22 protein-coding genes and 5 pseudogenes are annotated in these 20,354 nt (G+C 68.3%); 10 read left to right on the forward strand and 17 right to left on the reverse strand.

The window, feature by feature from the left end; all coding sequences use genetic code 11:
- The first annotated feature begins 640 nt into the window (after window positions 1–640).
- Complete coding sequence (locus IE269_RS38905; protein WP_189828062.1) at window positions 641–1,102, forward strand: hypothetical protein; 462 nt, start codon at window positions 641–643, stop codon at window positions 1,100–1,102.
- A gap of 27 nt (window positions 1,103–1,129) precedes the next feature.
- Here the strand turns inward: IE269_RS38905 and IE269_RS38910 are convergent, their stop codons facing one another.
- Window positions 1,130–1,534 carry a DUF4265 domain-containing protein gene (locus tag IE269_RS38910; RefSeq protein ID WP_189828063.1) on the reverse strand — a complete coding sequence of 135 codons (405 nt, stop codon included), beginning with the start codon at window positions 1,532–1,534 and terminating at the stop codon, window positions 1,130–1,132.
- 131 nt (window positions 1,535–1,665) lie between these two features.
- A pseudogene (locus IE269_RS38915) lies at window positions 1,666–2,437 on the reverse strand (IS5 family transposase); the annotation flags it as partial.
- Between the two features lie 133 nt (window positions 2,438–2,570).
- On the opposite strand from IE269_RS38915, the pseudogene IE269_RS38920 reads away from it, so the two are divergent.
- Window positions 2,571–3,341: pseudogene (locus tag IE269_RS38920) on the forward strand (transposase family protein).
- Window positions 3,342–3,399: 58 nt separating this feature from the next.
- Here the strand turns inward: IE269_RS38920 and IE269_RS38925 are convergent.
- Window positions 3,400–3,804 carry a hypothetical protein gene (locus IE269_RS38925; RefSeq protein WP_189828064.1) on the reverse strand — a complete coding sequence of 135 codons (405 nt, stop codon included), beginning with the start codon at window positions 3,802–3,804 and terminating at the stop codon, window positions 3,400–3,402.
- Between the two features lie 118 nt (window positions 3,805–3,922).
- A complete protein-coding gene (locus IE269_RS38930; RefSeq protein WP_189828065.1) occupies window positions 3,923–4,699 on the reverse strand; it encodes a hypothetical protein in 777 nt (258 codons plus the stop codon).
- Window positions 4,700–4,882: 183 nt separating this feature from the next.
- On the opposite strand from IE269_RS38930, the gene IE269_RS38935 reads away from it, so the two are divergent.
- The 4 genes from IE269_RS38935 (at window position 4,883) to IE269_RS38950 (ending at window position 7,459) form a co-directional block, all read left to right on the forward strand.
- Window positions 4,883–5,770 carry an SRPBCC family protein gene (locus tag IE269_RS38935; RefSeq protein WP_189828066.1) on the forward strand — a complete coding sequence of 296 codons (888 nt, stop codon included), beginning with the start codon at window positions 4,883–4,885 and terminating at the stop codon, window positions 5,768–5,770.
- A gap of 29 nt (window positions 5,771–5,799) precedes the next feature.
- Complete coding sequence (locus IE269_RS38940; protein ID WP_189828067.1) at window positions 5,800–6,675, forward strand: LysR family transcriptional regulator; 876 nt, start codon at window positions 5,800–5,802, stop codon at window positions 6,673–6,675.
- Window positions 6,676–6,699: 24 nt separating this feature from the next.
- Window positions 6,700–6,999, forward strand: coding sequence for a DUF6506 family protein (locus tag IE269_RS38945; RefSeq protein ID WP_189828068.1), 300 nt, complete (start codon window positions 6,700–6,702; stop codon window positions 6,997–6,999).
- A gap of 124 nt (window positions 7,000–7,123) precedes the next feature.
- Window positions 7,124–7,459: a VOC family protein gene (locus IE269_RS38950; protein WP_189828069.1), complete on the forward strand. Its 336-nt coding sequence runs from the start codon at window positions 7,124–7,126 to the stop codon at window positions 7,457–7,459.
- A gap of 32 nt (window positions 7,460–7,491) precedes the next feature.
- On the opposite strand, the pseudogene IE269_RS38955 reads toward IE269_RS38950, so the two are convergent.
- From IE269_RS38955 to IE269_RS38990, 8 genes and pseudogenes are all read right to left on the reverse strand, one after another.
- Window positions 7,492–7,860, reverse strand: a pseudogene (locus IE269_RS38955) (transposase); the annotation flags it as partial.
- Window positions 7,855–8,176 (reverse strand): annotated as a pseudogene (locus IE269_RS38960) (SDR family NAD(P)-dependent oxidoreductase); the annotation flags it as partial. The pseudogenes IE269_RS38955 and IE269_RS38960, both read right to left, overlap by 6 nt.
- Complete coding sequence (locus IE269_RS38965; protein WP_189828070.1) at window positions 8,173–9,144, reverse strand: fumarylacetoacetate hydrolase family protein; 972 nt, start codon at window positions 9,142–9,144, stop codon at window positions 8,173–8,175. The pseudogene IE269_RS38960 and the gene IE269_RS38965, both read right to left, overlap by 4 nt.
- Window positions 9,145–9,233: 89 nt before the next feature.
- A complete protein-coding gene (locus IE269_RS38970; RefSeq protein WP_189828071.1) occupies window positions 9,234–10,172 on the reverse strand; it encodes a VOC family protein in 939 nt (312 codons plus the stop codon).
- A gap of 5 nt (window positions 10,173–10,177) precedes the next feature.
- On the reverse strand, window positions 10,178–11,179 hold the full coding sequence (locus IE269_RS38975) for an amidohydrolase family protein (RefSeq protein ID WP_189828072.1): 1,002 nt from the start codon (window positions 11,177–11,179) through the stop codon (window positions 10,178–10,180).
- Complete coding sequence (locus IE269_RS38980) at window positions 11,176–12,312, reverse strand: FAD-dependent oxidoreductase (protein WP_189828073.1); 1,137 nt, start codon at window positions 12,310–12,312, stop codon at window positions 11,176–11,178. The genes IE269_RS38975 and IE269_RS38980 overlap by 4 nt, the downstream gene beginning before the upstream one ends.
- Before the next feature lie 35 nt (window positions 12,313–12,347).
- On the reverse strand, window positions 12,348–13,310 hold the full coding sequence (locus IE269_RS38985; protein ID WP_189828074.1) for a cyclase family protein: 963 nt from the start codon (window positions 13,308–13,310) through the stop codon (window positions 12,348–12,350).
- On the reverse strand, window positions 13,307–14,290 hold the full coding sequence (locus IE269_RS38990) for a fumarylacetoacetate hydrolase family protein (protein ID WP_189828075.1): 984 nt from the start codon (window positions 14,288–14,290) through the stop codon (window positions 13,307–13,309). The genes IE269_RS38985 and IE269_RS38990 overlap by 4 nt, the downstream gene beginning before the upstream one ends.
- 117 nt (window positions 14,291–14,407) lie before the next feature.
- Between IE269_RS38990 and IE269_RS38995 the strand changes: the two genes are divergently transcribed.
- Entirely contained in the window at window positions 14,408–15,331 is a 924-nt protein-coding gene (locus tag IE269_RS38995; protein WP_189828076.1) for a LysR family transcriptional regulator, read from the forward strand.
- A 93-nt stretch (window positions 15,332–15,424) separates the two neighbouring features.
- Here IE269_RS38995 and IE269_RS39000 read toward each other — a convergent pair.
- Window positions 15,425–16,479 (reverse strand): annotated as a pseudogene (locus IE269_RS39000) (MFS transporter); the annotation flags it as partial.
- A gap of 166 nt (window positions 16,480–16,645) precedes the next feature.
- On the opposite strand from IE269_RS39000, the gene IE269_RS39005 reads away from it, so the two are divergent.
- Together IE269_RS39005 and IE269_RS39010 are read left to right on the forward strand one after the other, a co-directional pair.
- Window positions 16,646–17,173 carry a hypothetical protein gene (locus IE269_RS39005; RefSeq protein WP_189828077.1) on the forward strand — a complete coding sequence of 176 codons (528 nt, stop codon included), beginning with the start codon at window positions 16,646–16,648 and terminating at the stop codon, window positions 17,171–17,173.
- A gap of 146 nt (window positions 17,174–17,319) precedes the next feature.
- Window positions 17,320–17,760 carry a hypothetical protein gene (locus IE269_RS39010; RefSeq protein WP_189828078.1) on the forward strand — a complete coding sequence of 147 codons (441 nt, stop codon included), beginning with the start codon at window positions 17,320–17,322 and terminating at the stop codon, window positions 17,758–17,760.
- Between the two features lie 138 nt (window positions 17,761–17,898).
- Here the strand turns inward: IE269_RS39010 and IE269_RS39015 are convergent, their stop codons facing one another.
- The 4 genes from IE269_RS39015 to IE269_RS39030 form a co-directional block, all read right to left on the reverse strand.
- Window positions 17,899–18,270, reverse strand: coding sequence for a fic family toxin-antitoxin system, toxin component (locus IE269_RS39015; RefSeq protein ID WP_189828079.1), 372 nt, complete (start codon window positions 18,268–18,270; stop codon window positions 17,899–17,901).
- A gap of 12 nt (window positions 18,271–18,282) precedes the next feature.
- A complete protein-coding gene (locus tag IE269_RS39020; RefSeq protein ID WP_189828080.1) occupies window positions 18,283–18,510 on the reverse strand; it encodes a hypothetical protein in 228 nt (75 codons plus the stop codon).
- A gap of 243 nt (window positions 18,511–18,753) precedes the next feature.
- Entirely contained in the window at window positions 18,754–19,212 is a 459-nt protein-coding gene (locus tag IE269_RS39025) for an SUKH-3 domain-containing protein (protein ID WP_189828081.1), read from the reverse strand.
- Window positions 19,213–19,346: 134 nt separating this feature from the next.
- Window positions 19,347–19,784 carry a VOC family protein gene (locus tag IE269_RS39030; protein ID WP_189828082.1) on the reverse strand — a complete coding sequence of 146 codons (438 nt, stop codon included), beginning with the start codon at window positions 19,782–19,784 and terminating at the stop codon, window positions 19,347–19,349.
- A gap of 234 nt (window positions 19,785–20,018) precedes the next feature.
- On the opposite strand from IE269_RS39030, the gene IE269_RS39035 reads away from it, so the two are divergent.
- On the forward strand, window positions 20,019–20,351 hold the full coding sequence (locus IE269_RS39035) for a hypothetical protein (RefSeq protein ID WP_189828083.1): 333 nt from the start codon (window positions 20,019–20,021) through the stop codon (window positions 20,349–20,351).
- Window positions 20,352–20,354: the final 3 nt, after the last annotated feature.

Here is a 20,354-nt window from a genome sequence, read left to right on the forward strand (position 1 = left end):
CGGCGCGGACCGTCACCGGGTGGCATTCCAGCAAGTCGGCGACCTCGACGGTGGTCCGGCCACGGTCGAGGAGAGGAAGCGGATGCATTCGGCCCGCTGCCGGGTGTACGCGGTCAGATCACCGCGGGCCAGCAACCCGTGCAGATCACGGTGCTGAACGTCAGTCAGCTCAACTCGGAGGCTCTTCCCCATGGCGTCTCTCCCACAGGACACCTACCCGACACACCCAACTTCACCAGCTCCGCTTAGCGCCGCTGTCCCGTAGAACCTTCATTCGGTGATGCCTGCAGTGTGGGTGCTTCCAGCTCGAAATGGCGATCGGCCCGCCAACACCGGAAAATGTGGCGCTAGTTCGCAGCCGTTCTCGCCCTCCTCCCTAACCCGCCCGGGGGGCTGGAGGATGGGGCGAAGGTCTGCCCGATGTGCAGACCCGACACTGGGTCGGGCTTCTGCAATGGGTGTGGTTCTTCTTCCGCGGTGAGAACGTTCATGCCGTGAGGTGGTAGATCCGCGAGAGTCTGCCGCTCTCCCGGAAGCCGCCCCTCTCCTGCAACGACTTGACCTCAACCTCACTTGAGGTTTTAGCGTTCAAAGTGCTCAGCAAGCAAGACACCTTCGACGCGAACTGCGAGGCCCCTTGATGGAATTCACCGATGCCGAACTCCTCACCCAGCCCATGGGCTACTGGGCCGGAGCCGCCCAGCAGGCCATCGTCGGGCACATGAACGACTCCCTCGAACAGCTTGGCATCCGGCAGCCGCACGCCTGGTCCTTGTTCCGGGTGGGAGAGAGCGAGGGTCGGTTCACTCGGGGCGAGGCGGCCAAGAAGGTTGCCGAGACGCGGCCGTACGTCGACGTGTCCGTCATCGACGGAGCGATCGGGGACCTCGTCGAATGGGGCTGGCTCGCAGAGGACCAGCGGGGCCGGCTCACACTGACCGAGGCGGGGACTACGGCGTGGAAGCAGGTCACTGGCGAGGTCATCCCGGGTGCGCAGACGCGGCTGCGCGCGGGAGTCAGCGACGAGGAGTACGTCGCCGCGATCAAGGTGCTGCGGCGGATGATCACCAACGTGGGTGGCGATGCAGGGTTCGTCGCTTAAGAACTCCTAACAGAATGATCTTTCGGGTCAGGCGTCGATCTCCCAGTGGAGGGTGCCAGTCTGGGCAAGGGGCTCCAGCACCTCGACCAAGAACGCCTCGTCCGAGCCGGGCGGGAGGTCCACCGCGAGGTAGGTGCCCTGGAGCCACTCATGTGGCAGGCCGGCGTCGACGGCCTTGCCGTGCAGGAGCTCGTGTACTTGGTCTCGGTCTGCGTGTCCCACGGCGAGTGCGACGCGAAGGGTCCGGTGGCCGGACTTGCGCACGACTCTGGTCACCAGGTGGTTGCTGTCGATGGTCACGACGTCGCGGTAGCAGATTCCGTAGGTGAAGAAGGGCAGACAGGCCACCTCGAAGGTGTCCTCGGTGAGCTGGCGGGTCCACAGTTGCTCGCGACAGTTGTCCAGCCCGTCCGACAGGTCGGCGTGGATCATGTAGTTGGTGGTATCCCGTCCGATCGGGTCTTCGTGCGTGATGATGGTGATGGGGTGCCTCCCGGAGCTGGATCCCGACTCTCAGATCCTGCAACAGCTGCCTCGGCCTGGATGCAGCGGGGTGCGTTCAGACGTCGCCAGCAGATCAGTGCGCATCCGAGGGTGAGGAAGGCTTCGTGGATGTCGTCGCGGATCTCCCAGCGGATCCGCAGGCGGCGGAACCAATGCAGATGGGCGAACGCGCGCTCGACGAACCAGCGTTGAGTGCCCAGTCCGGAGCCGTGCTCGGTGCCCCGGCGGGCGACCAGGGGTTTCACTCCGAGCCCCCGGACCAGGCGGCGGTACTTGTCGTGGTCGTACCCGCGGTCGGCGAGGACGGCATCGGGACGCCGCCGTGGACGGCCGCGCTTGCCCCGCACGGGCGGCACCGCTTCCAGGAGCGGAATGAGCTGAGTGACGTCGTTGCGGTTCCCGCCGGTCAGCGCGACGGCGAGCGGGATGCCGGAGGCATTGGTGATCAGATGGTCTTTGCTGCCTGCCCTGCCCCGGTCAACAGGGCTTCGTCCCGTCTTGGGCCCCCTTTTACGCCCGGACGTGGGAGCCGTCGACCGCCGCCCGGGAGAAGTCCAGCACGTTCGCCCTGCGGAGTTCGGCCAGGAGGACCTCGTGGAGCCGGGGCCAGACGCCGGCCTCGGTCCACTCGGCCAGGCGGCGCCAACACGTCATGCCTGAGCCGAAGCCGAGCTCCTGCGGCAGGTGTTCCCAGGCGATCCCGGTGTGCAGCACGAACAGAATGCCCTGGAACACCAGCCGGCCCGGATGCCGCTTGTGCCCGGGACAGCGAGTACGGCGCTCCACCTTCGGTAGCAGCGGTTCGATCACCGCCCACAGTTCGTCGTCCACATACCACGGCTTCGGCCGAGCCGCCCCACACCCCCGGATCGTCACTTCCAGCGCGATCCAACCACCTCGAAGATCATTTCGTTAGGAGTTCTAAGGGTGTTGCACAAGGCTGTGAACTGGGCATCTCCCAGATATGGCAGGGGTGTTGAGGGCTGAGGCGTTGTGGGTGGAGACGTTCACCGGGCTGCGGCTGGAGCAGTTCGGCCGCCTGCTCAAGGCGGTTCGTGACCGGAGTGGGAACGGTACGCTGCGGGGCCGTCCGTGGAGCCTGCCGCTGGCCGAACGGGTCCTGGTGGCGGTCGTGTACTACCGCACGAACCTGACCATGCGGAAGTTGGCGCCGCTCTTCGGAATCTCCTTCTCAACCCTGTGCCGGGTGATCCAGCGGCTCGGCCCGCTGCTCGCACCGGAACCGGTGTCCCGGCCGGCCGATGCGGCGGACCGGTTGTGGATCGTGGACGGCACCCTGCTGCTGGTCCGCGACCGGCGCGTCGGTACGTCCTCACGCAACTACCGGTTCTCCGTAAACGTGCAGGTCATAGTCGACGCCGAGACATGGCTGGTGATTGCCGCCGCCCGCCCGATGCCGGGTACCACCGCAGACGCGCATGTCTGGCGGGCCTCCGGGCTGGCCGATTTCTGCCAGGGCGTGACTGTGTTGGGTGACGGCGCCTACCTCAACTGCGGCATGGCCGTGCCCCACCGTAAACGGCCTCGACGACCCCTGCTGGCGGGCGAGGAGGCGGACAACGCCGCGCACCGCACGGTGCGGGCCCGGGTGGAGCATTGACCGGCCGGATGAGCAACTATCAAGATCCTCCGCGACTGCCGGCAGCACGGCGACGGCCTCCACCACGCCGTCCAGGCCGTCGCCCAGATGCACAACCTCGCCCTCGCATCCTGACCAGAAAACCGCTCTCACAGGCCCTGAACTGTGCCAACACCGCCTTGTGCAACACCCTTTAGCGACCATCAGCGCCATACGTTGCACGGTGGTCCGGGTGCTCGCGTTCCAGCAGCCCCTTGAATGAGCGGTCCCCGTGCCCAGCCTGCCCTTCAGAGGAACTGCACCCGTACGACTTTTGCACGCCCTCGGTGTTGCCCAGTTGGTGGTGCTCCAGACGGACGGAACCAAGGTGGCGGACCGCGTAGATCCGTGCGCGCCAGAGCGCGGCGGGCGAGCGGCCCTGCTCGCCGTATGCCGTCCGGAACGCCATCTGCTCGTCGTTCTTCGCCAGTGCCATGCGCGACCGGGCTGCCACCCTCAAGACCTCACCACCACGCACACCTCGGGCGCTGGCGAAGGCAACGTCACCAGGATCAAGCTGCTCAAGAGACAGAGGTACGGCCAGGTCAACTTCGACCACCTGCGGCGCCGTAACTTGCTGTCGCCGTGATCGATCAGCCACTCTCCCCAAAACATCGACAGAGCCCACAAGCTGAGCCAGAACCCGAGAAGTAGCAGGCTGAGCGACGCGCGGTGTGTCACTGCCTGGGGGGTGCTCGGGTGAGTCCGATTCCGACCTTCGTCAGCATTTGGCCGAGGAGGTGGGGGGCCCGTGGCCGTGTTGGCACTCCGCGCGCCGTTCCCGTCCAGTGGGCGTCAGTGAGCTGCTCCGTTGCCGTGAGGATCCGGTCGTCGTTCTGGGTGGCCAGGACGACGACGAATCGCAGGTAGTCGCCGATGTCGGTGCCCTGGGGGTGCTGGTGGAGGAAGTTCTGCAGGCGTGGTGTTAGGGCGGGCAGGGTGCGGTCCGTCGGGAAGACCACGGCGAGTCCGGCGAGGGCGAGGCGAACCGCGGTGCATTCGGCCGTCCAGCGGGCCAGCAGAGTTGGAACGTGCGCCTGGACTGCGTTGCGGGCCCGGGCCTCGCTGTCGGGATCGGCATGCTGTGGGGTGGTCGGCCAGGTTTCGGCGAGATGGCGCTCCGCGACAGTGGCCGCCCTGAACAGCAGGTCGACGGCTTGGAACCGGTGTTGGGCGAGAACACGGTCGTCGACTGCGAGGGCCGCAACCAGGGCGAGGCCGTCAGCGGTGGCCGGCTGGCAGGTGTCCTGGTGAAGGATCTCGCTGTAGAAGTCGCCGAGGAAGCTCCGGTCGTCCCAGCAGGGGTCGACCTCGTCGTCGAACAGTATCGCGGCCTGGGGTGGCCGGGGACCCTGTATGCGGTCGGCGATGACGTCCCGGAACAGCTGCCGGATGGGCGGACCAGCAGCGTTCGTGGTGTGTTGGGCCAGCTCGGGTTCGGCGTTCGTATCCATGGCGTCAGCGCAGCCTACGGGAACGTGTCGGGCCGACGCTGTCCGGCGGTTCTGGGGACTCGATCCTCTGCGCCTCACCACGGTCTGTGGTCGTGTCCCGGGGGACTGGTAGTCACCGTGTGTGGGTCAGGCGGTGGCTGTTCCGTGGGTGTCGATGTGCGGGGGAAGGGCGCGGAGGCGGTCGTGGAGGTCGCTGATTCCAGCGGCGTCGGCGGGACCGAAGGAGTGGTCGAGGCGGATGAGCCTGGTGCGTGTGGTGGAGCGCAGGCGGGAGGCGGGGATGCGGTCGAGGACGTCCAGCGCGCGCTGGACGGCGTCGGCGGGGTGGCCGGGGGCCTCGGCCTGAGCCAGGGTGAGGGATGCGGCGGCTCATCCGGGAGTGTCGGGGGTGCAGGCGGCCAGGGAGGCTTCCGCGCACGAGGTGGCCTGCACGGTGCGGCCGAGACTGGCCTGTGCCTCGGCCTCGTGCAGTGCGAGTTCGGCGGCATCGAAACCGAAGCGGCCCGGGACGAAGCTGGCCGGGTCGGCGTCGAGCGTGCGGCGGGCATCAGTGAGCGCACGGTCCGCTTCGTCGGCACGCGGCACGTACCGCATCTGGAAGGCCGCGACGTCGTCGCCTTCGTCCGCCGGCTGCCGCACCCCATCGGGGACGTCTGGCAGATGATCACGGACCCGGCGCGGCTTCCGGAGTGGCTGGCCGCCGCCGACATCGACCTGCGGCCGGGCGGCCACGTCGAGTTCCGCTGGCTCAACGCTGAAGCCGTCGCCCGCGGCACGGTGGACGCCCTCCGTCCGCCGCACGTCGTCGACTACCGCACCGATATCCACGGCCATCTCCATTTTGAGCTCGCCGAGGAGGCATACGGTTGCCGGCTGAGTTTCGTCTGCACGGTGGTCGACGCCGGTGAACACCTCGCCGCCTCCCTCGCCGGCTGGCACACCCACCTCGACCATCTGGCTGGTGCGCTCGCCGGAACCCCTGCCGTCTGGAGCGAAGGGGCGGACGCCCCCATGGCCCGCTGGCGGGAACTCCTCACCCACTACACCGACATGCTGGAACAGCGGCGCTGAGCGACCGGCCCTGGTTATACGATCCGCCCATGGAACTACGCCAGTTGCGGTATTTCTGCATGGTGGCCGAGGAACGCAACGTGACCCGGGCGGCGGAACTGCTCGGCATCCGGGCCACGTCGCTCAGCCAGCAGATCATCGCGCTGGAACGGGACCTCGGCGCGCCGCTGTTCGTCCGCACACCGTCCGGAATGACCCCGACGAAAGCTGGCTTTGCGCTGATCCCGCAGGCCCGGGCGGCGCTCGACGCCGCGGAGTCGGCCCGTTCGGCGGTGCGCGGCGCGGCCGCCGGCGATCGCGACCCGCTGCGGGTCGGCGTGACACCCGGCTGCCCGCCGTGGGTGCTGCGCCGACTCTGGACGGCGGCCGACGCGCAGACGTCCACGTTGCTGGACTGGCTGCGCCGCGGGTCACTGGACGTTGGCTTGGTGGTCCTGCCGCTGCCGGTCGACATCGTCGGGTTCGGGTCTGAGGTGGTCAACGACGAGGCCTTGGGGGTGCTGGTGACGGAGGGCCACCGGCTGGCGTCGTTCGAAACCGTGGCGTGGCCTGATCTTGCCGGTTCGGAACTTCTCTGGTTTCCCCGGGAGTTCGCGCCGGGCTACTACGACGAGGTGCTCGGATTCTGCCGGTCCGCCGGCTGGGCGCCCCGGGTGGTGCGCGAACGGCCGCCGCGCAGAAGGATGTTCGCCGCTGAGCTGAGTGGCGGCGGCGATGTGGTGGCGCTGCGCCCGGAGTGGGAGGCGGGGGAGGGCCTGGAGTGGATTCCTCTGTTGGCTGAGGCACCACGGGTGCGGCACGCGTTCGTGTGGTCCCGGACGCATTCCCGCGCGGAAGAGATCGCTGAGCTGGTGCGTGAGGCCGCGCCTCAGACGCGTACGACATCGCCTCGTGGACGGGGCTGAAACTGTCGCGCTTTGCTACGCGGCATGGCACTCACTCACTGGGGATTCATCTACACGGCCGCCGGTTCTGTTCTGGAGAGGACCGTGGTCGACACCCCCGTCTGCCGGTCGGTCTTCATCGGAGTCGACGGCCCGGCGGACGGGCTTGCGGCGGCGCGCCGCCTGGTTGCGGAAGGGGTGCAGCTTATTGAGCTGTGCGGCGGATTCGGCCCGGTCTGGGCCGGACGGATCATCGAGGCGATCGACGGAATCGTGCCGGTGGGCGTTGTCGGCTATGGCCCGGAGGCGGTGGATCAGGTGCACCGGATTTTTGCGGACGGTTGAGCGATTGCCGGAGGGCCTGAGGCAGTGCCTCGACGGGCCTAGTGCTGTGCCCGGAAACGATTGCCGGGGTGGCTCGGGATGGTTGTGACAGAGGTTGTGCATGGGCACTGCCCATAATGGGCGTATGCCACTGACTGCGAAAATGATCACGATTGACTGCGCGGAGCCTCGGGTTCTGGCCGATTGGTGGGCTGCCGCACTGGCGGCAGAGGTGTCCGTGGACTTCGGGGACTTCGTTATGGTCGCCGCGGACCCCCTGGCGTTGGGGTTTCAGCGCGTCCCCGAGGAGAAGCGGGTCAAGAACCGTGTCCACGTGGATTTCTCCTCTGCCAGTCGCGGTGACGAGGTGGACCGGTTGGTATGCATGGGTGCCACTGTCGTCAGCGAGCACACGGTGCCCGGGCTGTCCTGGACCACCTTGAGGGACCCGGAGGGCAACGAGTTCTGCGTCTCGGGGTGACGCTGGGCCCGGAGCCGATTGCCGTGCTGGGCTCAGGCCCTGCCGGTGAGTGGGCGTCCGCCCCAGCGGTTGCCCTTCTCGCTGCGGACCCGGGCGCGTCCACGGCGCTGTGCGGCCAGAAGATCCGGATGCCGGGTGTGGGTGTTGCGCCAGCGCAGATACCGGTGCAACGCCCACGTCTGGACGGTGTGGTTGGGGTGGTGGGAGTTCGCCAGGGTGAACTGCCGCAGCGGCCCGAAGTACGCCTCGATGGGGTTCGCCCACGACGCGTAGGTCGGGGTGAAACACGGCTTGACGTTGTTCTTGTGGGCCCAGGCGCGGATCTTGGCGCCCTTGTGCGCGGACAGGTTGTCCAGGATCACGTAAGCCGGTGAGCCGTCGGGCCGGGCGGCCCGACCTGTGACGTTCACGGCGTGCACGCGGGCGAAGTCGTCGGCGCGTATCTCGTCGAGGCGGGCGCGCCAGGTGATGCCCGCGTTGTTGACCAGGCCGTGGATCTGTCCGTACGACTCCCCCAGCTCGGCGGCGAGTCGGGCCCACTGCGACTCGTCGGTGACGTCGAGGGGGGCGGACGCCCGCGGCCTTCGTGACGTCGGTGGCGATGACGCGGGCGCCCTCCTGAGTGAGGGCCTCGGCTTCGGCGGCGCCCTGACCGCGGGCCGCGCCGGTGACGACCACGACCTTGCCGAGAAGCCGCTTGGGGAGCAGATCGCTCACGGCCGTTCCCGGGAGCGGCGCCGGCCGGTGGGCAGGACGACCGGGGCGGCGCCGGTGACCACGGTGTTGGAGACCGTGCCGATGCCTTCGACGGTGAGGGTGACGGTGTCGCCGGGTGTCAGCGGCGGTGGGGTCTGTTTGCCGCGCAGGCCCCACAGTTCGGCGAGGCAGCCGCCGTTGCCGCAGGTGCCGGAACCCAGGACGTCGCCGGGGACGACGGGCGTGCCGCGTGATGCGTAAGCGACCATCTCCTCGAAGGTCCAGCTCATGTTGGAGAGCAGGTCCTTGCCGACGACCTGGCCGTTGACCTCGGCGGTCAGCGCGAGGCGCAGGAAGCCGTCTGAGTCGCGGTAAGGCTCCAGTTCGTCGGTTGTGACGAGGTAGGGGCCGAGCGTGGATGCGGTGTCCTTGCCCTTGCAGGGGCCGAGGCCCACTTTCATCTCGGCGGACTGGAGGTCGCGGGCGGACCAGTCGTTGAAGACGGTGTAGCCGATGATGTGGTCGCGGGCCTGCTCGGGCGTGAGGTCGCTGCCCTCGCGGCCGATGACGGCGGCGACTTCGAGTTCGTGGTCGAGAGCGGTCGAACCAGGGGGCATCGGGATGTCGTCGTGCGCGCCGAACACGGCGTGCGGGTTGGTGAAGTAGAAGGTGGGCGCCGCGTACCACTGCTCGGGCACTCCGGCGACACCGTCCACGGCCTTGCGTACGCCTTCGACGTGTTCCTCGAAGGTGACGAAGTCCCGTATGGAGGAAGGTTGGAGCGGGGGCAGCAGCCGCACCTGGGAGACGTGCGGCCCCGGCGGTACGTCGAGCGCGGCGGCGCCCGCGTCGAGAAGGGCCGACAGGCCGCCGCCGGAGCGGATCAGTTCGGTGACAGAAGCGATTCCGGGCAGCGGGTAGAGGGTGCCGTCCGCCTCGACGACGGCGACGCGGGTGCGGTGATGGTGTACGTAAGTGGCGAATCGCATGAGGACTCCTGGCGCGAGGAGGGGCCGGGGGCGCGGAGGTGGGTCAGGGCATGGACAGGGCCGCCGCGCCCCCGGAACTTGGGGCGGGGTCAGACCGGCGGGGCGATGAACACGCCGTGGTCGACGTCGTTGAAGGACTCCTTGGCGACGATTTCGTTCATCGCGTTCGCCGTGCCCCACTGGTCGGTGACCTCGGGCTGGGAGAAGTCGTAGACGTGCGGGTGCCAGGTGTCCTCGTCCAGCAGCTCCAGTTCGGTGGTGTACTCGACGGTGTTGCCGTGCGGGTCGAGGAAGTAGGTGAAGGTGTTGTCGCCCGCCATGTGCCGCCCCGGCCCCCAGACCTTCTTGAAGCCCGCCCGCATCACCCGGCCGGAGCCGCGCATGTACTCGTCGAGGCCGCGCATCTCGAAGGAGACGTGGTGCAGGGCGGTGTGCGGGCCCTGCGCGATGGCCATGGAGTGGTGCTGGTTGGAGATCCGCATGAAGTGCATGACCTCGCCCATGTGCGGGGAGGAGAGTGTGTCCGAGAGGGCGAAGCCGAGGTGGCGCTCGTACCACTGCCGAGTCCGGTTCAGGTCCGGGGAGTTGAGGACGACGTGGGAGAGCTTGACCGGGATGGCCTCCTTCTCCTCGATCTTGCGGTGCTGCCTGACCTCGACGTCGGCGGAGACCTCGATGGTGCGCCCGTCGACGTCGAAGAAGCGGAAGCCGTATCCGCTGCCCGGGGTGTCGACCTTCCCGGGCTGTGAGATCAACTGAACACCACCAGAAAGGAGTTGCTCGGCGAGCGTGTCGACGTCCTGCGGTGAGGCCGCCCCGTACGAGACGAGGTCGAGGCGCTTCTCCTCGGCCTGACGCAGCCGTACGACGTACTGCTCGGGGGAGCCTTCGGCGGCGAGGAAGGAGATGCCGGAGTCCTCGGCGACCTTGGTGAGGCCCCAGACGCCGGAGTAGAAGTCGAGCTGCCTGTCGTAGTCGGGCACGGCGAGGTCGACGTGCCGCAGGTGGGTGAGCAGACGTCCGCTCATGGTGATCAGTCCTTCCTCAGGAGGGCGGTCGCGTTGCCGCCCCGTACGGCGTGGAAGTCGACGTCGCTGAGCCGTGCTGCGCGCAGGGCGGCGACCGGGTCTTCGGTGCCCATGTCGAAGGGGAAGTCGGAACCCAGCAGCACACGATCGGCGCCCGCGACGCGCACCAGCTCCCGCAGTACGTACGGGTCGTGGACCAGTGAGTCGAAGTACAGGCGCCTGAGGTAGCTGCTGGGCAGGTGGGCACAGCCGGACCCGGAGTCGGATCGGGCCCGCCAGGCGTGGTCGGCACGGCCGATGTGCGTGGGCAGATAGCCGCCGCCATGCGCCGCGATGATCTTCAGACCGGGGTGGCGGTCCAGGACACCCGAGAAGATCAGGTGGGAGAGCGCGACGGCGTTCTCGGTGGGCTGGCCCACCGAGTTGGACAGATACCACTGGTCGAGCCGCTCATCGAGGGTGCAGCCGAAGGGGTGCAGGAAGACGATCGCGCCCGTCTCTTCGGCCCCGGCCCAGAACGGTTCGTAGGCCGGGTCGGACAGTTCGCGCCCGGGGGCGTGGCTGGAGATCTCGACCCCTGCGAGACCCTGTGCCAGGGCGTGATCGAGAGCACGCCTCAGCTGTTCAGGATGCTGGAGCGGTACGAGGCCGAGGCCGCGGAGTCGTTCGGGGGTGGCCGCACAGTGCGCGGCGGTTGCCTCGTTGGCGAGCCGGTACACCTTCTCGGCCGTCTGCTCGTCGGCCCAGTAGTGATAGTGCGAGGGGGAGGGGCTGACGAGTTGGACGTCCACGCCCTGGGTGTCCATCGCGGCGAGACGCGCGGACGAATCGGTGAGGCGGGGGATGCGTTCGCCGATCATCGGGCCGTTGACCTTCAGGGCGGCGGGGCCGTTGCGGCGGGCGTCCAGGGCCTTCGCATCGGCAAGGCCCGGCAGGCCGTCCACCAGCGCCTCTATCTCGGGCAGCAGGACGTGGGCGTGCACGTCGACGGTGGGCGGTGTCGTCACGGCCGCTCCCGCAGCATGGTCATGGTGCGTCCCATGAGGCCTGGCACGTCGGCGTCGCGGACGCCGTCGATTTGCCACTGGCCGATCTGGACGGAGGCTTCGACGACGGACCGTACGCGGTGGATCCGTCGTTCGTAGTAGGCCTGGAGGAGCGCGTCGTCCCAGGTGTCGGTGGCCGCAAGCATCTGGGTGAGCACCCAGGCGTCCTCCATCGACATGGCCGCGCCCTGGGCGAGGGTGGGCGGGCAGCAGTGCGCGGCGTCGCCGACGAGGACGACCCGGCCGCGATGCCAGGAGCCCTCGACCAACATGCGGTCGAACCACGTGTAGTTGACCTGGGCCGGGTCGGTGATGGTCTCGGTGATCTCCGGCCAGTGACCGCCGTAGTGCCGTGCCAGGGCGCGCATCTCGTCGGCGTACGAGGCCGCCGGGAGGCCGGCTCGGTCACGGTTGGCCTCGACGACGTACGCGTACAGTGTGCTCTCGCTGGTCGGGCAGTAGCCGGCGATGTAGGCCGGGCCGCCGTAGGCGAGGTCGGTGCGGGTCACGTCGGCCGGCCGCGGCGCGGCGACGCGCCAGATGGCCATGCCGGTGGGCTCGGGCTTGTCTGTGATGCCGATGGCGGCGCGGGTCGTGGAGCCCAGCCCGTCGGCGGCGATCACCAGGTCGTAGCGGTCCTCGCTGCCGTCGTCGAAGGCGACGGTGACGCCGGTCCCGTCGCCGGACTGCGCCAGGGACGTGGCCCGGACACCGAGGCGTACGGTCGCGCCGCTCGCCCGGACCGCATCGATCAGGATGCGCTGCAACTGCGGGCGCTGCATGCCGATGGTGGCGGGCAGGTCGTCGCCGCCGGTGCGCAGATCCTCGGCGACGTGCAGGACGGTGCCGTCGGGGGCGGTGATGCCAACCGCGCCGAAGCCGTAGCCGGACTTCTCCACCTGTTCCCACACGCCGAGTTCGCGCAGTACGCGCAGGGCGTTGCCCTGGAGGGTGATGCCGGAGCCCGCGGTGGCGTTCCAGTCGTCCTTGGCCTCGATCAGGTCGACCGCGAACCCGGCGCGGCGCAGCAGAATCGTCGCGGCGTTGCCGGCCGCGCCACCGCCGATGACGAGAACCGTGCGGGGTGTGCTCATGGGGGAACTCCTTTGTCCCTCAGGGAGGTCGAGGACTACTTGACGGCGATCGGGTTGACGGGCGAGCCGACGGCGCCGGTGATCGGCAGCGGAGCGGCGGTCAGCCAGAAGTCGAACCGGCCGTCGGCCGCGCAGTCGGCGGCCAGCGCGTCCAGGTCCCACATTTCGCCGATGAGCAGGCCCATGTTGGGGATGGCGACCTGGTGCAGCGGCTGGAAGGCGTGCTCGAACTCGTTCGGGCGGACCTCGAAGCCCCAGGTGTCGGTGGCGATCGCCGCGATCTCGGTACGGTGCAGCCAGCCCGCCGTGGTGAACGAGAGACCGGGTGCCGGGCCGCCCGCGTACTCGCCCCAACCCTCGCGCCGGGCCCGCGCGAGCTGACCGGTGCGCACCAGCACGATGTCGCCGCGGCCGACGCTCACGCCGTGCGCCTCGGCGGTCGCGCTCAGATGCTCCTCGGTGATCGAGAAACCGTCCGGCAACTCGCCGTCCTCGCCCACCACGTGGCCGACGTCGAGGAGGACGCCGCGCCCGGCGACGTACGGTGCCATGTGCTCGATGCCCGTGACCAGGTCGCCGTCGGAGGTGACGACCTGCTCGGCCGGGCGGCCGTTCCACGCCTTGCCGTGGTCGAAGATGTGGCCGAGCCCGTCCCACTGCGTGGAGCACTGCAGCGGCATCGCGATCACGTCGTCGGCGCCGCCGATGCCGTGCGGGAACCCCTGGTTGCCGAGGGCGGCGTCGGTGCCGGTGTCGAGCATGGTGTGGACGGGGTTGGTGCGGCGCCGCCAGCCCTTCTGCGGGCCGTCCATGTCGAAGCGCTGGGACAGGGAGAAGCTGGACCCGCGCCGGACGAGGGCGGCGCCCTCGCGGCGCTTGGTCTCGTCCAGGAAGTTCAGCGTGCCGATCCGGTCGTCATCGCCCCAACGCCCCCAGTTCGAGTACGCCTTGGCGGCCTGGGCGATCTCGCCTTCGGGGTCGGTGCGATCGACCGTCACGACGTTGCCTCCGCCACGCATCGGGTGCGCTGGACGCCGAGACCGGTGATCGAGCCGTCCATCACGTCACCGTCGCGCAGCAGCCGGCCCCAGTGCATGCCGTTGCCCGCGGGCGAGCCCGTCAGCACCAGGTCGCCGGGCAGGAGCTGGGCGGTCTGTGAGATGTAGGAGATGAGACGGGCGATTCCGAAGAGCATGTCCTTGGTCGACTCGTCCTGCATGGTCTCGCCGTTGAGCTTCAGGGTGACCCGCAGGTCCCCAGGGTCGGCAATGAACTCGGCGGGCACGAGCCAGGGGCCGAGCGGCGTGAAGCCGGGGGCGTTCTTGGATCGCAGCCAGTCCGTGCCGATCGCCTTCATGTCGCGGCGGAAGACGGTCGCACGGTCGGTGAGGTCGTTGGCGATCGTGTACCCGGCGACGTGATCGAGCGCGTCCTCCTGCGAGACCTGATAGGCAGGCCTGCCGATGACGACCGCCAACTCCAGCTCCCAGTCGGGCTGTTCGGCCCAGGCGGGCAGCACCACGTCGTCGTAGGGCCCGGTGACCGCGCTCGGCAGACCGATGAAGACGTACGGCAGGTCCTCCCGTGCGCGCCGGTCCATGAGCTCGGCGGTCTCTGCACGCGCCTCCTCCACGGTGCGCGGGTCGTCGGGCGAGCGGTGCGCGACCTCCAGGTCGATCACGTGCTGCCGGTAGTTCGCCCCGGAGTGGAAGATCTGGCGCGGGGCGAGCGGCGCGTGCACGTGGAGGCCGGCCAGCGGCTGCCAGTCCTGCGTGGTGTCACTGGCCAGGGCGCGCAGGGCGGGGAGGTAGTTCTCCCATCCTTCGGCGATGTCGCGCACGGTAGCGGGGGCCGCGTCCATAGCGCGTCGCAGATCAAGGACGTTTTCGGCGATGTGCAGTCCAGGGAACTGGGGGCCGTCGCCGACGGAGAAGGTGCCGAGCCCGAATGAACCTGCAGGTTGCGCCAGTGTTGCCATGAGATTTCCTCCTGCTGTGATGCGTCTACTCTGGCCGTCGACGCCGAATCACGGAAATCAATCTTTGTTATGGGCTAAATCCACCACATGGATAGTGGACCTGCCGAGGAGTATGTGATGAACCCGCCCCGCCTCGACCTGAATCTGGTCATTGCCCTGCGCGCACTGTTGGAAGAGCGCAACGTCACCAGGGCGGGAGAACGCATCGGGCTCAGCCAGCCCGCGATGAGCGCGGCCCTGAGCCGGTTGCGACGGCACTTCGACGACGACCTGCTGATGCGCAGTCGTGGCGCGTACGAGCTCACGCCGCTGGGCCTGGCCTTGAGGGAGCGCAGCGCGTCCGCGTGCGACCTGCTGGACCGACTCTTCTCTGCCCAGGCCGACTTCGACCCGGCAGCGGCGAACCGGGAGTTCACGCTGCTCACATCCGACTACGGGGCGTTCATCTTCGGAGCGGAGCTCTCACGCCGGCTGCATCAGGAGGCCCCGGGCATCCGGCTGACCTTCCAGCAGACTTCACCTGCGATGGTCGAAAATCCTGCGACCATGCTGTCCACCGTCGATGGGCTGCTCATGCCGCACGGCATCATCGAGGGCTTTCCCACGATCAACCTCTACGAGGACCGATGGGTCTGCATCGTCGCCGACGACCATGCCGACCTCGGTGACGCCCTTTCCCTTGAGGACTTGGCGCATCTCCCCTGGGTCGTCTACCAGCGCCCGTACGACGCCCCCGCCACCCGGCAGCTGAGCATGCTCGGTATCAGCCCGCGCGTTGAAGTCTCTGTGCAGTCGTTCCAGCTGCTTCCGCGCATGGTCGAGGGAACCCGCCGCATCGCGATGATCCAAGAGCGGCTCGCCCAGCGCATCACCCAGTTCGCCGCGGTGCGCATGCTGCCGTGCCCGTTCGAGGCTGTCCCAGTACGGGAGACGATGTGGTGGCACCCGCTGCACGACCAGGATGCGGCACACATCTGGCTGCGCCAGAAGGCGGCGGAGGTAGGTGCCACGTTGGGCGAAGAAGAAGTCGGGCACGCCTGAAAGACGTCTGTCGACAAGGCAAAGGCCCGGCCGAGTCAAGCCGTGATGACGCCGTCCCCACGGTTCGACTCGGCCGGGCAGGCCCGTCCGCCCTTAGTGACGGGCTGCTTCAGGGGCGCGCCGGACACCGGCGACCGCAAGGAGCGCGCCGAAGACGGCCAGCACGGCGGAAATCAGTGCCGCGGTGTGCACGCCGTTCATGAACGCCTGGTGGCTTCCCTCGACGACCGCGTCCTTCAGCTGATCGGGCATCTGAGCCGAAACAGGGGCCACGCCCATGGTGACAGTGTCCTGGGCCTCGCCGAATCCCTGGGCCGCGGCGGCGGGCACGTCGGCCGAGGTGAGTTCGCCGGTGAGTGTTGAGCCGACGCGGCTGCTGATGAGCGACATCAGCACGGAGGTACCCAGTGCACCGCCGATCTGCAGGGATGTGGCTTGCAGGCCGCCTGCGACGCCGCCGTCCTCGACCGGGGCATTGCCGACGCTGGCGTCGGAGGAGGAGGCCATGACCATGCCGACGCCCAGGCCGAGTGCGATGAAGGGCGAGTGTGATGAAGGGCGGCCACAGGGCGGAGTGCGAGGAGTCGGCGCTCCAGCCGAGCATCGCGAAGCAGGCGGCGGCCTGCAGAACCATGCCGAGCGGCATGGTCAGGCGCGGGCTGTACTTCTGGGTGAGCACGGCGCCCAGGGGAGAGGTGACGACGGAGGCGAGGCTGAGGGGCAGGGGTCGCACGCCCGCTTGGACCGGGGTGAATCCACGGACGCTCTGCAGGCAGAGCATGACGAAGAAGACCATGCCGAGCAGGATGAAGAAGCTCAGCGCGGTGATCACGGTGCCGATGGACAGGGCCGGGTCACGGAACAGGCATCGGGAGGAGCGGGTGTGCCACCCGCGTCTCGTACCAGCCGAACAGCAGCAGCACCGCGACCTCGGCCCCGATGGCCCCCAGGGTGCCGCCCGACGTCCATCCCCACGTCTCGCCCTTGACGACACCGAACACCATGGCGAGCAGGCCGACGGCCAAGAGCATGACGCCGGGCAGGTCGAACTTCTCTTGCGCAGCTGCCGTGTTCTTGCTCTGGGGCATGACGATGGCGCTGTAGACCAGGGCGATGATGCCGATGGGAGCGTTGATGTGGAAGACGGACGCACCGCGTTGGGCGGTACATCGAAAGGATGACCCGTCCCGCAGACGACCACCCTCCGGGCGGAGAGCCCGGCCCGGGTGCCCACGGTTCAATAATTGAGAACCGCAAGAAGAGGTCAGGCAAGGAAAGGGCGGAGCTATCCTCTACGTCATCATCGCCTGCGACGTGCTCTTCTGGGTGCTGCTCGGGGCCGGGCTTGCCGCACGCTACGCCCTGGGGCAGCGTGCGCTCGGCGCGGCGCTGCTGCTGTGCGTGCCGCTGATCGACGTCGTTTTGCTCGTGACGACCGTGCTCAGCGTCCGGGCGGGTGCCGAACCCACAATCTGGCACGGGCTGTCCGCCGCGTACCTCGGGCTGACCATCGTGTACGGACACCGCACCGTGCGCTGGGCGGACGCAAAGTTCGCGCACCGGTACCAGGGTGCGGCCCTGCCGGAGCGGCCCCGGCTCTACGGGCGTGCGGCGGTCGTCGACGCCTGGAGGTCCTGGCTGACCTTCCTGCTGGCATACGCGATCAGTGCCGGGCTGCTGTTCGGCCTGGTGCTGTTGGTGGGCGGGCTGGACCGAGGCGCGCCCCTGTTGATCTGGCTCAACCCGCTGAGCAAGGTGCTCATTTACAGCCTGCTCTGGCCGGTGGCGGCGAGCGTGTGGCCCCCGAAGGCACCGACGGGAGTTCCAGCGCCCCAGAAGTGACATGTGCGGGCCCTGCGATAGGACTACTCACTTCAGAGGAGGTGTTCAAGCGCGGGTGCGATGCCGCCCTGCGTCGCGAAGAGCGCTCAACTTTCCATCCGGGCAGGTAGAACACCCAGGACCGGTGCGTGGCATGATCGCCCGTTATGGGGAAGCATCAGTGGGGACAGGGGTTCGCCGGCGTGTTGCTGGGGGCCGCTGCCGTCGTGACGGTGAGCGGGTGCAGCGGGACACCGGCCGAGGCAGATCCGAAGCCGACGACGCAGCAGAAGGTCGTAGACCTGGCCGCGGCAACGACGGCGTATCAGGATGCGGTGACGCAGTTCGACTCGACGGACGGGTGTCCCAAGGCTGTGGGGGAGTGCTGGGACAAGATGACCGCGGTTATGAAGCCCGCACGCGAGCTCCGCACGGCCATGAACGGTCATCAGGGGACGGGGCCCGCGTTCTGGTCGGAGGCGTACGCGCTGATCGACACCATGGAACGAGGGATGAAAGCCGGGTCGGACAAGTTCACCAACCGGCCGGATGTTCTCGGATCTGCGCACACCCTCTCCCGGTGGCTGGACGCGCACCCTGTGAAGTGATCCGCCAGTGGCCACGTTCCACTGGTGCGACGTGTCACGGTCTCGGGACCGTACATCCGCGCGTGATATGACGCCCGTGGCCCCGTGGCCCCTGCGGGCACGTATGCGGGACCCGCTCGACGGCGTGCCAGCCGTCGATCAGAGGGTCCATTCCAGCATCACTGCCGCGGTCTGGCGGAAGTCGAGTTGTCCGGCCGCCACCTGTTCCAGGAGGTCGCCGACTTCCTTCGTGCTCACGGACACCCGAAGCCCTGAGGCGTGCAGATACGCAGCGGCCACCGCGGCCGCGAAGATCTCGTTGGAGTGTTCCAGGGCGGGCAGCCGGATCAAGGTCTGGAGCAGTGCGGCAGCACGGTGGTGCGGCTGGTCGTACACCGGGGTGTCCATCACTTGGTAGCAGTGCCTGGACCGGGCGGCCTCCAGTGGACCCCAGTCGACGACTTCGGGATCGCCCGGGAGCTCCGCATGGGCGATGCGCAGCAGCCAGGGCACGTCGATCTGCAGGAACATGCTCACCGGGTGTCAGGCGGCGTCGGCGTTGCGGGCAGAGGGGCGGCCGAAGCGCTCCGCGAGGCCTTCCGCGTGCTCGGCCAGGAAGAGACGGGCGCCCTCATGGAAGCGTTCCCGGGCAAGATCGGCGTCCAGGACCTGGCCGGCGTACGCCTCTGCGGGGACGCGTTTGCGTGCGGCGGCACGCTCAAGCTGCTCGTACGCCTCGTCGCTGATCTCAATGCGGATTTCCCGGGCCATGCCCCCACGGTAGCCGCCCGGGCGGGCGGGCGGCAGGGGAACGGCGACCGCCGGGGCCGTTCAGAGGAGACGAGGCTACGGCCTTATCGAGGTGCAACGCAGATGACGGAGCGTAAGAGGTGCCACGCGGCCTGCCGCGCGTGGGCCCGCAAGGCCATACCCTCGGTGCACCAAGCGCCAGATGTTCGGTCGTGCAGGATTCGAGTTCCTCCGCAAGCGCGTCCTGCTCGCCAAATGACCATGTCAGCGGGCCTGATCCGACTGTCTGTGATCGTCATCGATCCTGCGGGGCATCACGCCGAGGATCAGAGCTTCGAGGGCGTGCGGCATGGACCCGAAGCTGGCGACCCAGGTCTCGACAAGGAGGATCTCACTGTCCTCATCGATACCGAGAAAGAACCTGCCGTGATCGAGCTCGCCGAGCGGGAAGAGACGTCTCCCCAAGGAGTCGCTCCACTCGGAGAACCGGTCATCCTCTCCCCAAACCAGCTCCGGGTCCAGCTCGAATGGTTCCCGGGCGCGGTTGATTCCCGGGCCGCCGATGTTCACGGTCAGCCCTCCGAACTCCTGGAGAAACTGCTCGGCAGCGTCATGCATGACGATCCCGACCGCTTCGAACCTGGACCGCCAGCCGGTCGTGTCGACCCGGCTGCCCGCCGTCCATCCAGAAGCCTCCAGAACCTCCGGCGACCACTGGCTCATGACAGGCACACCCCCAGCTTGAAGCTTGAGGCGATCATCCCAGCAGACGACCCGAGAGAGAACAGCGTGTGACCGCACCACAAGAAGTGGACCAGAGCCCCACATCAGCTACAAAGCCAGTCTGACCGACCCCGTCAAACCAGGCAAAACTCGTTACCTTCCGGGTCTGCCATCACCACGTGATCCGGCCTGCCCTGCAACTCGTCCTCGCGGACCACGGTCGCGCCCGCAGCGGTCAACCGCTCCACCGCCTCGACCACGCGGGGCCAGCGCACCTCCCACGGGGTTTCACGGCCGCCACCAACTCGCACGTCGATATGCAGCCGGTTCTTCGCCACCTTCGGCTCCGGGACCTTCAGGAAGGACAAGGTGGGGCCCACTCCGTCCGGATCTGAAAGGTACGCCCCGTCATCCCACTCGTCTTCCGGAACCTCATGATGCGAGAACCACTCCTCCCAGCTCCCGAACCCTGCGGGCGCGGGCTTCTCCTGGTAGCCCAACGCCAGCGCCCAGAACGCGGCCAGCTTCCCCGGGTACGCGCAGTCGATCGTCAAGCTCCACTCGGTCCTCATGAGCCCTCCCCAGTCGGATGAACCGACTGTAGCGCGCACCTCCGACACCTGCTGACTGCTGCCTCAAGCGTGCGCTGCCGGGTCTGCTCGAAGAGCCGAGCCCTGAGTGTTGCCGATGGTGGGGGCGGGGGCGGGCTGGCAGCTGTCGCTCGTTCGCTTTTCGGTAACTCGGTTCGGCGCTAAGGGGAGTTGTTCTATTTTTGATCCCCTCAAGCTTCGACGGGGGACTGCCGCATGGCCACATACGAGATCGCGCACATCCGCACCTGGCGGCCGCCCATGCCCGAAGCGGTTCGCGCTGCCGAGCCGCGGCCCGGGTGGCCGGGCCGACACGCTTCCGACGAAGCAGGGCTGCGCACGCAGGAAGCCGCAGGACGCAAGGCTCCTCTTCCTGGGGGCCTGACGGTGCCGGATGCGGACGGCAACGTGGTCGCGTACGACGGGGTGCCGTACCGCAGCTTCGTCAACCGCCGTGACCGCAGTGCCTGCTCGACGCCGGTTGGACCGCTGGTGGACGCCGTCAACAGATGGTTCGGCCACCAGCTGAGCCTCAGTCTGAAGGGCTGATCT

Origin of the sequence: Streptomyces spiroverticillatus, assembly GCA_014650415.1 — a bacterium.
In the GTDB taxonomy this organism is placed as follows: Bacteria; Actinomycetota; Actinomycetes; order Streptomycetales; family Streptomycetaceae; genus Streptomyces; species Streptomyces spiroverticillatus.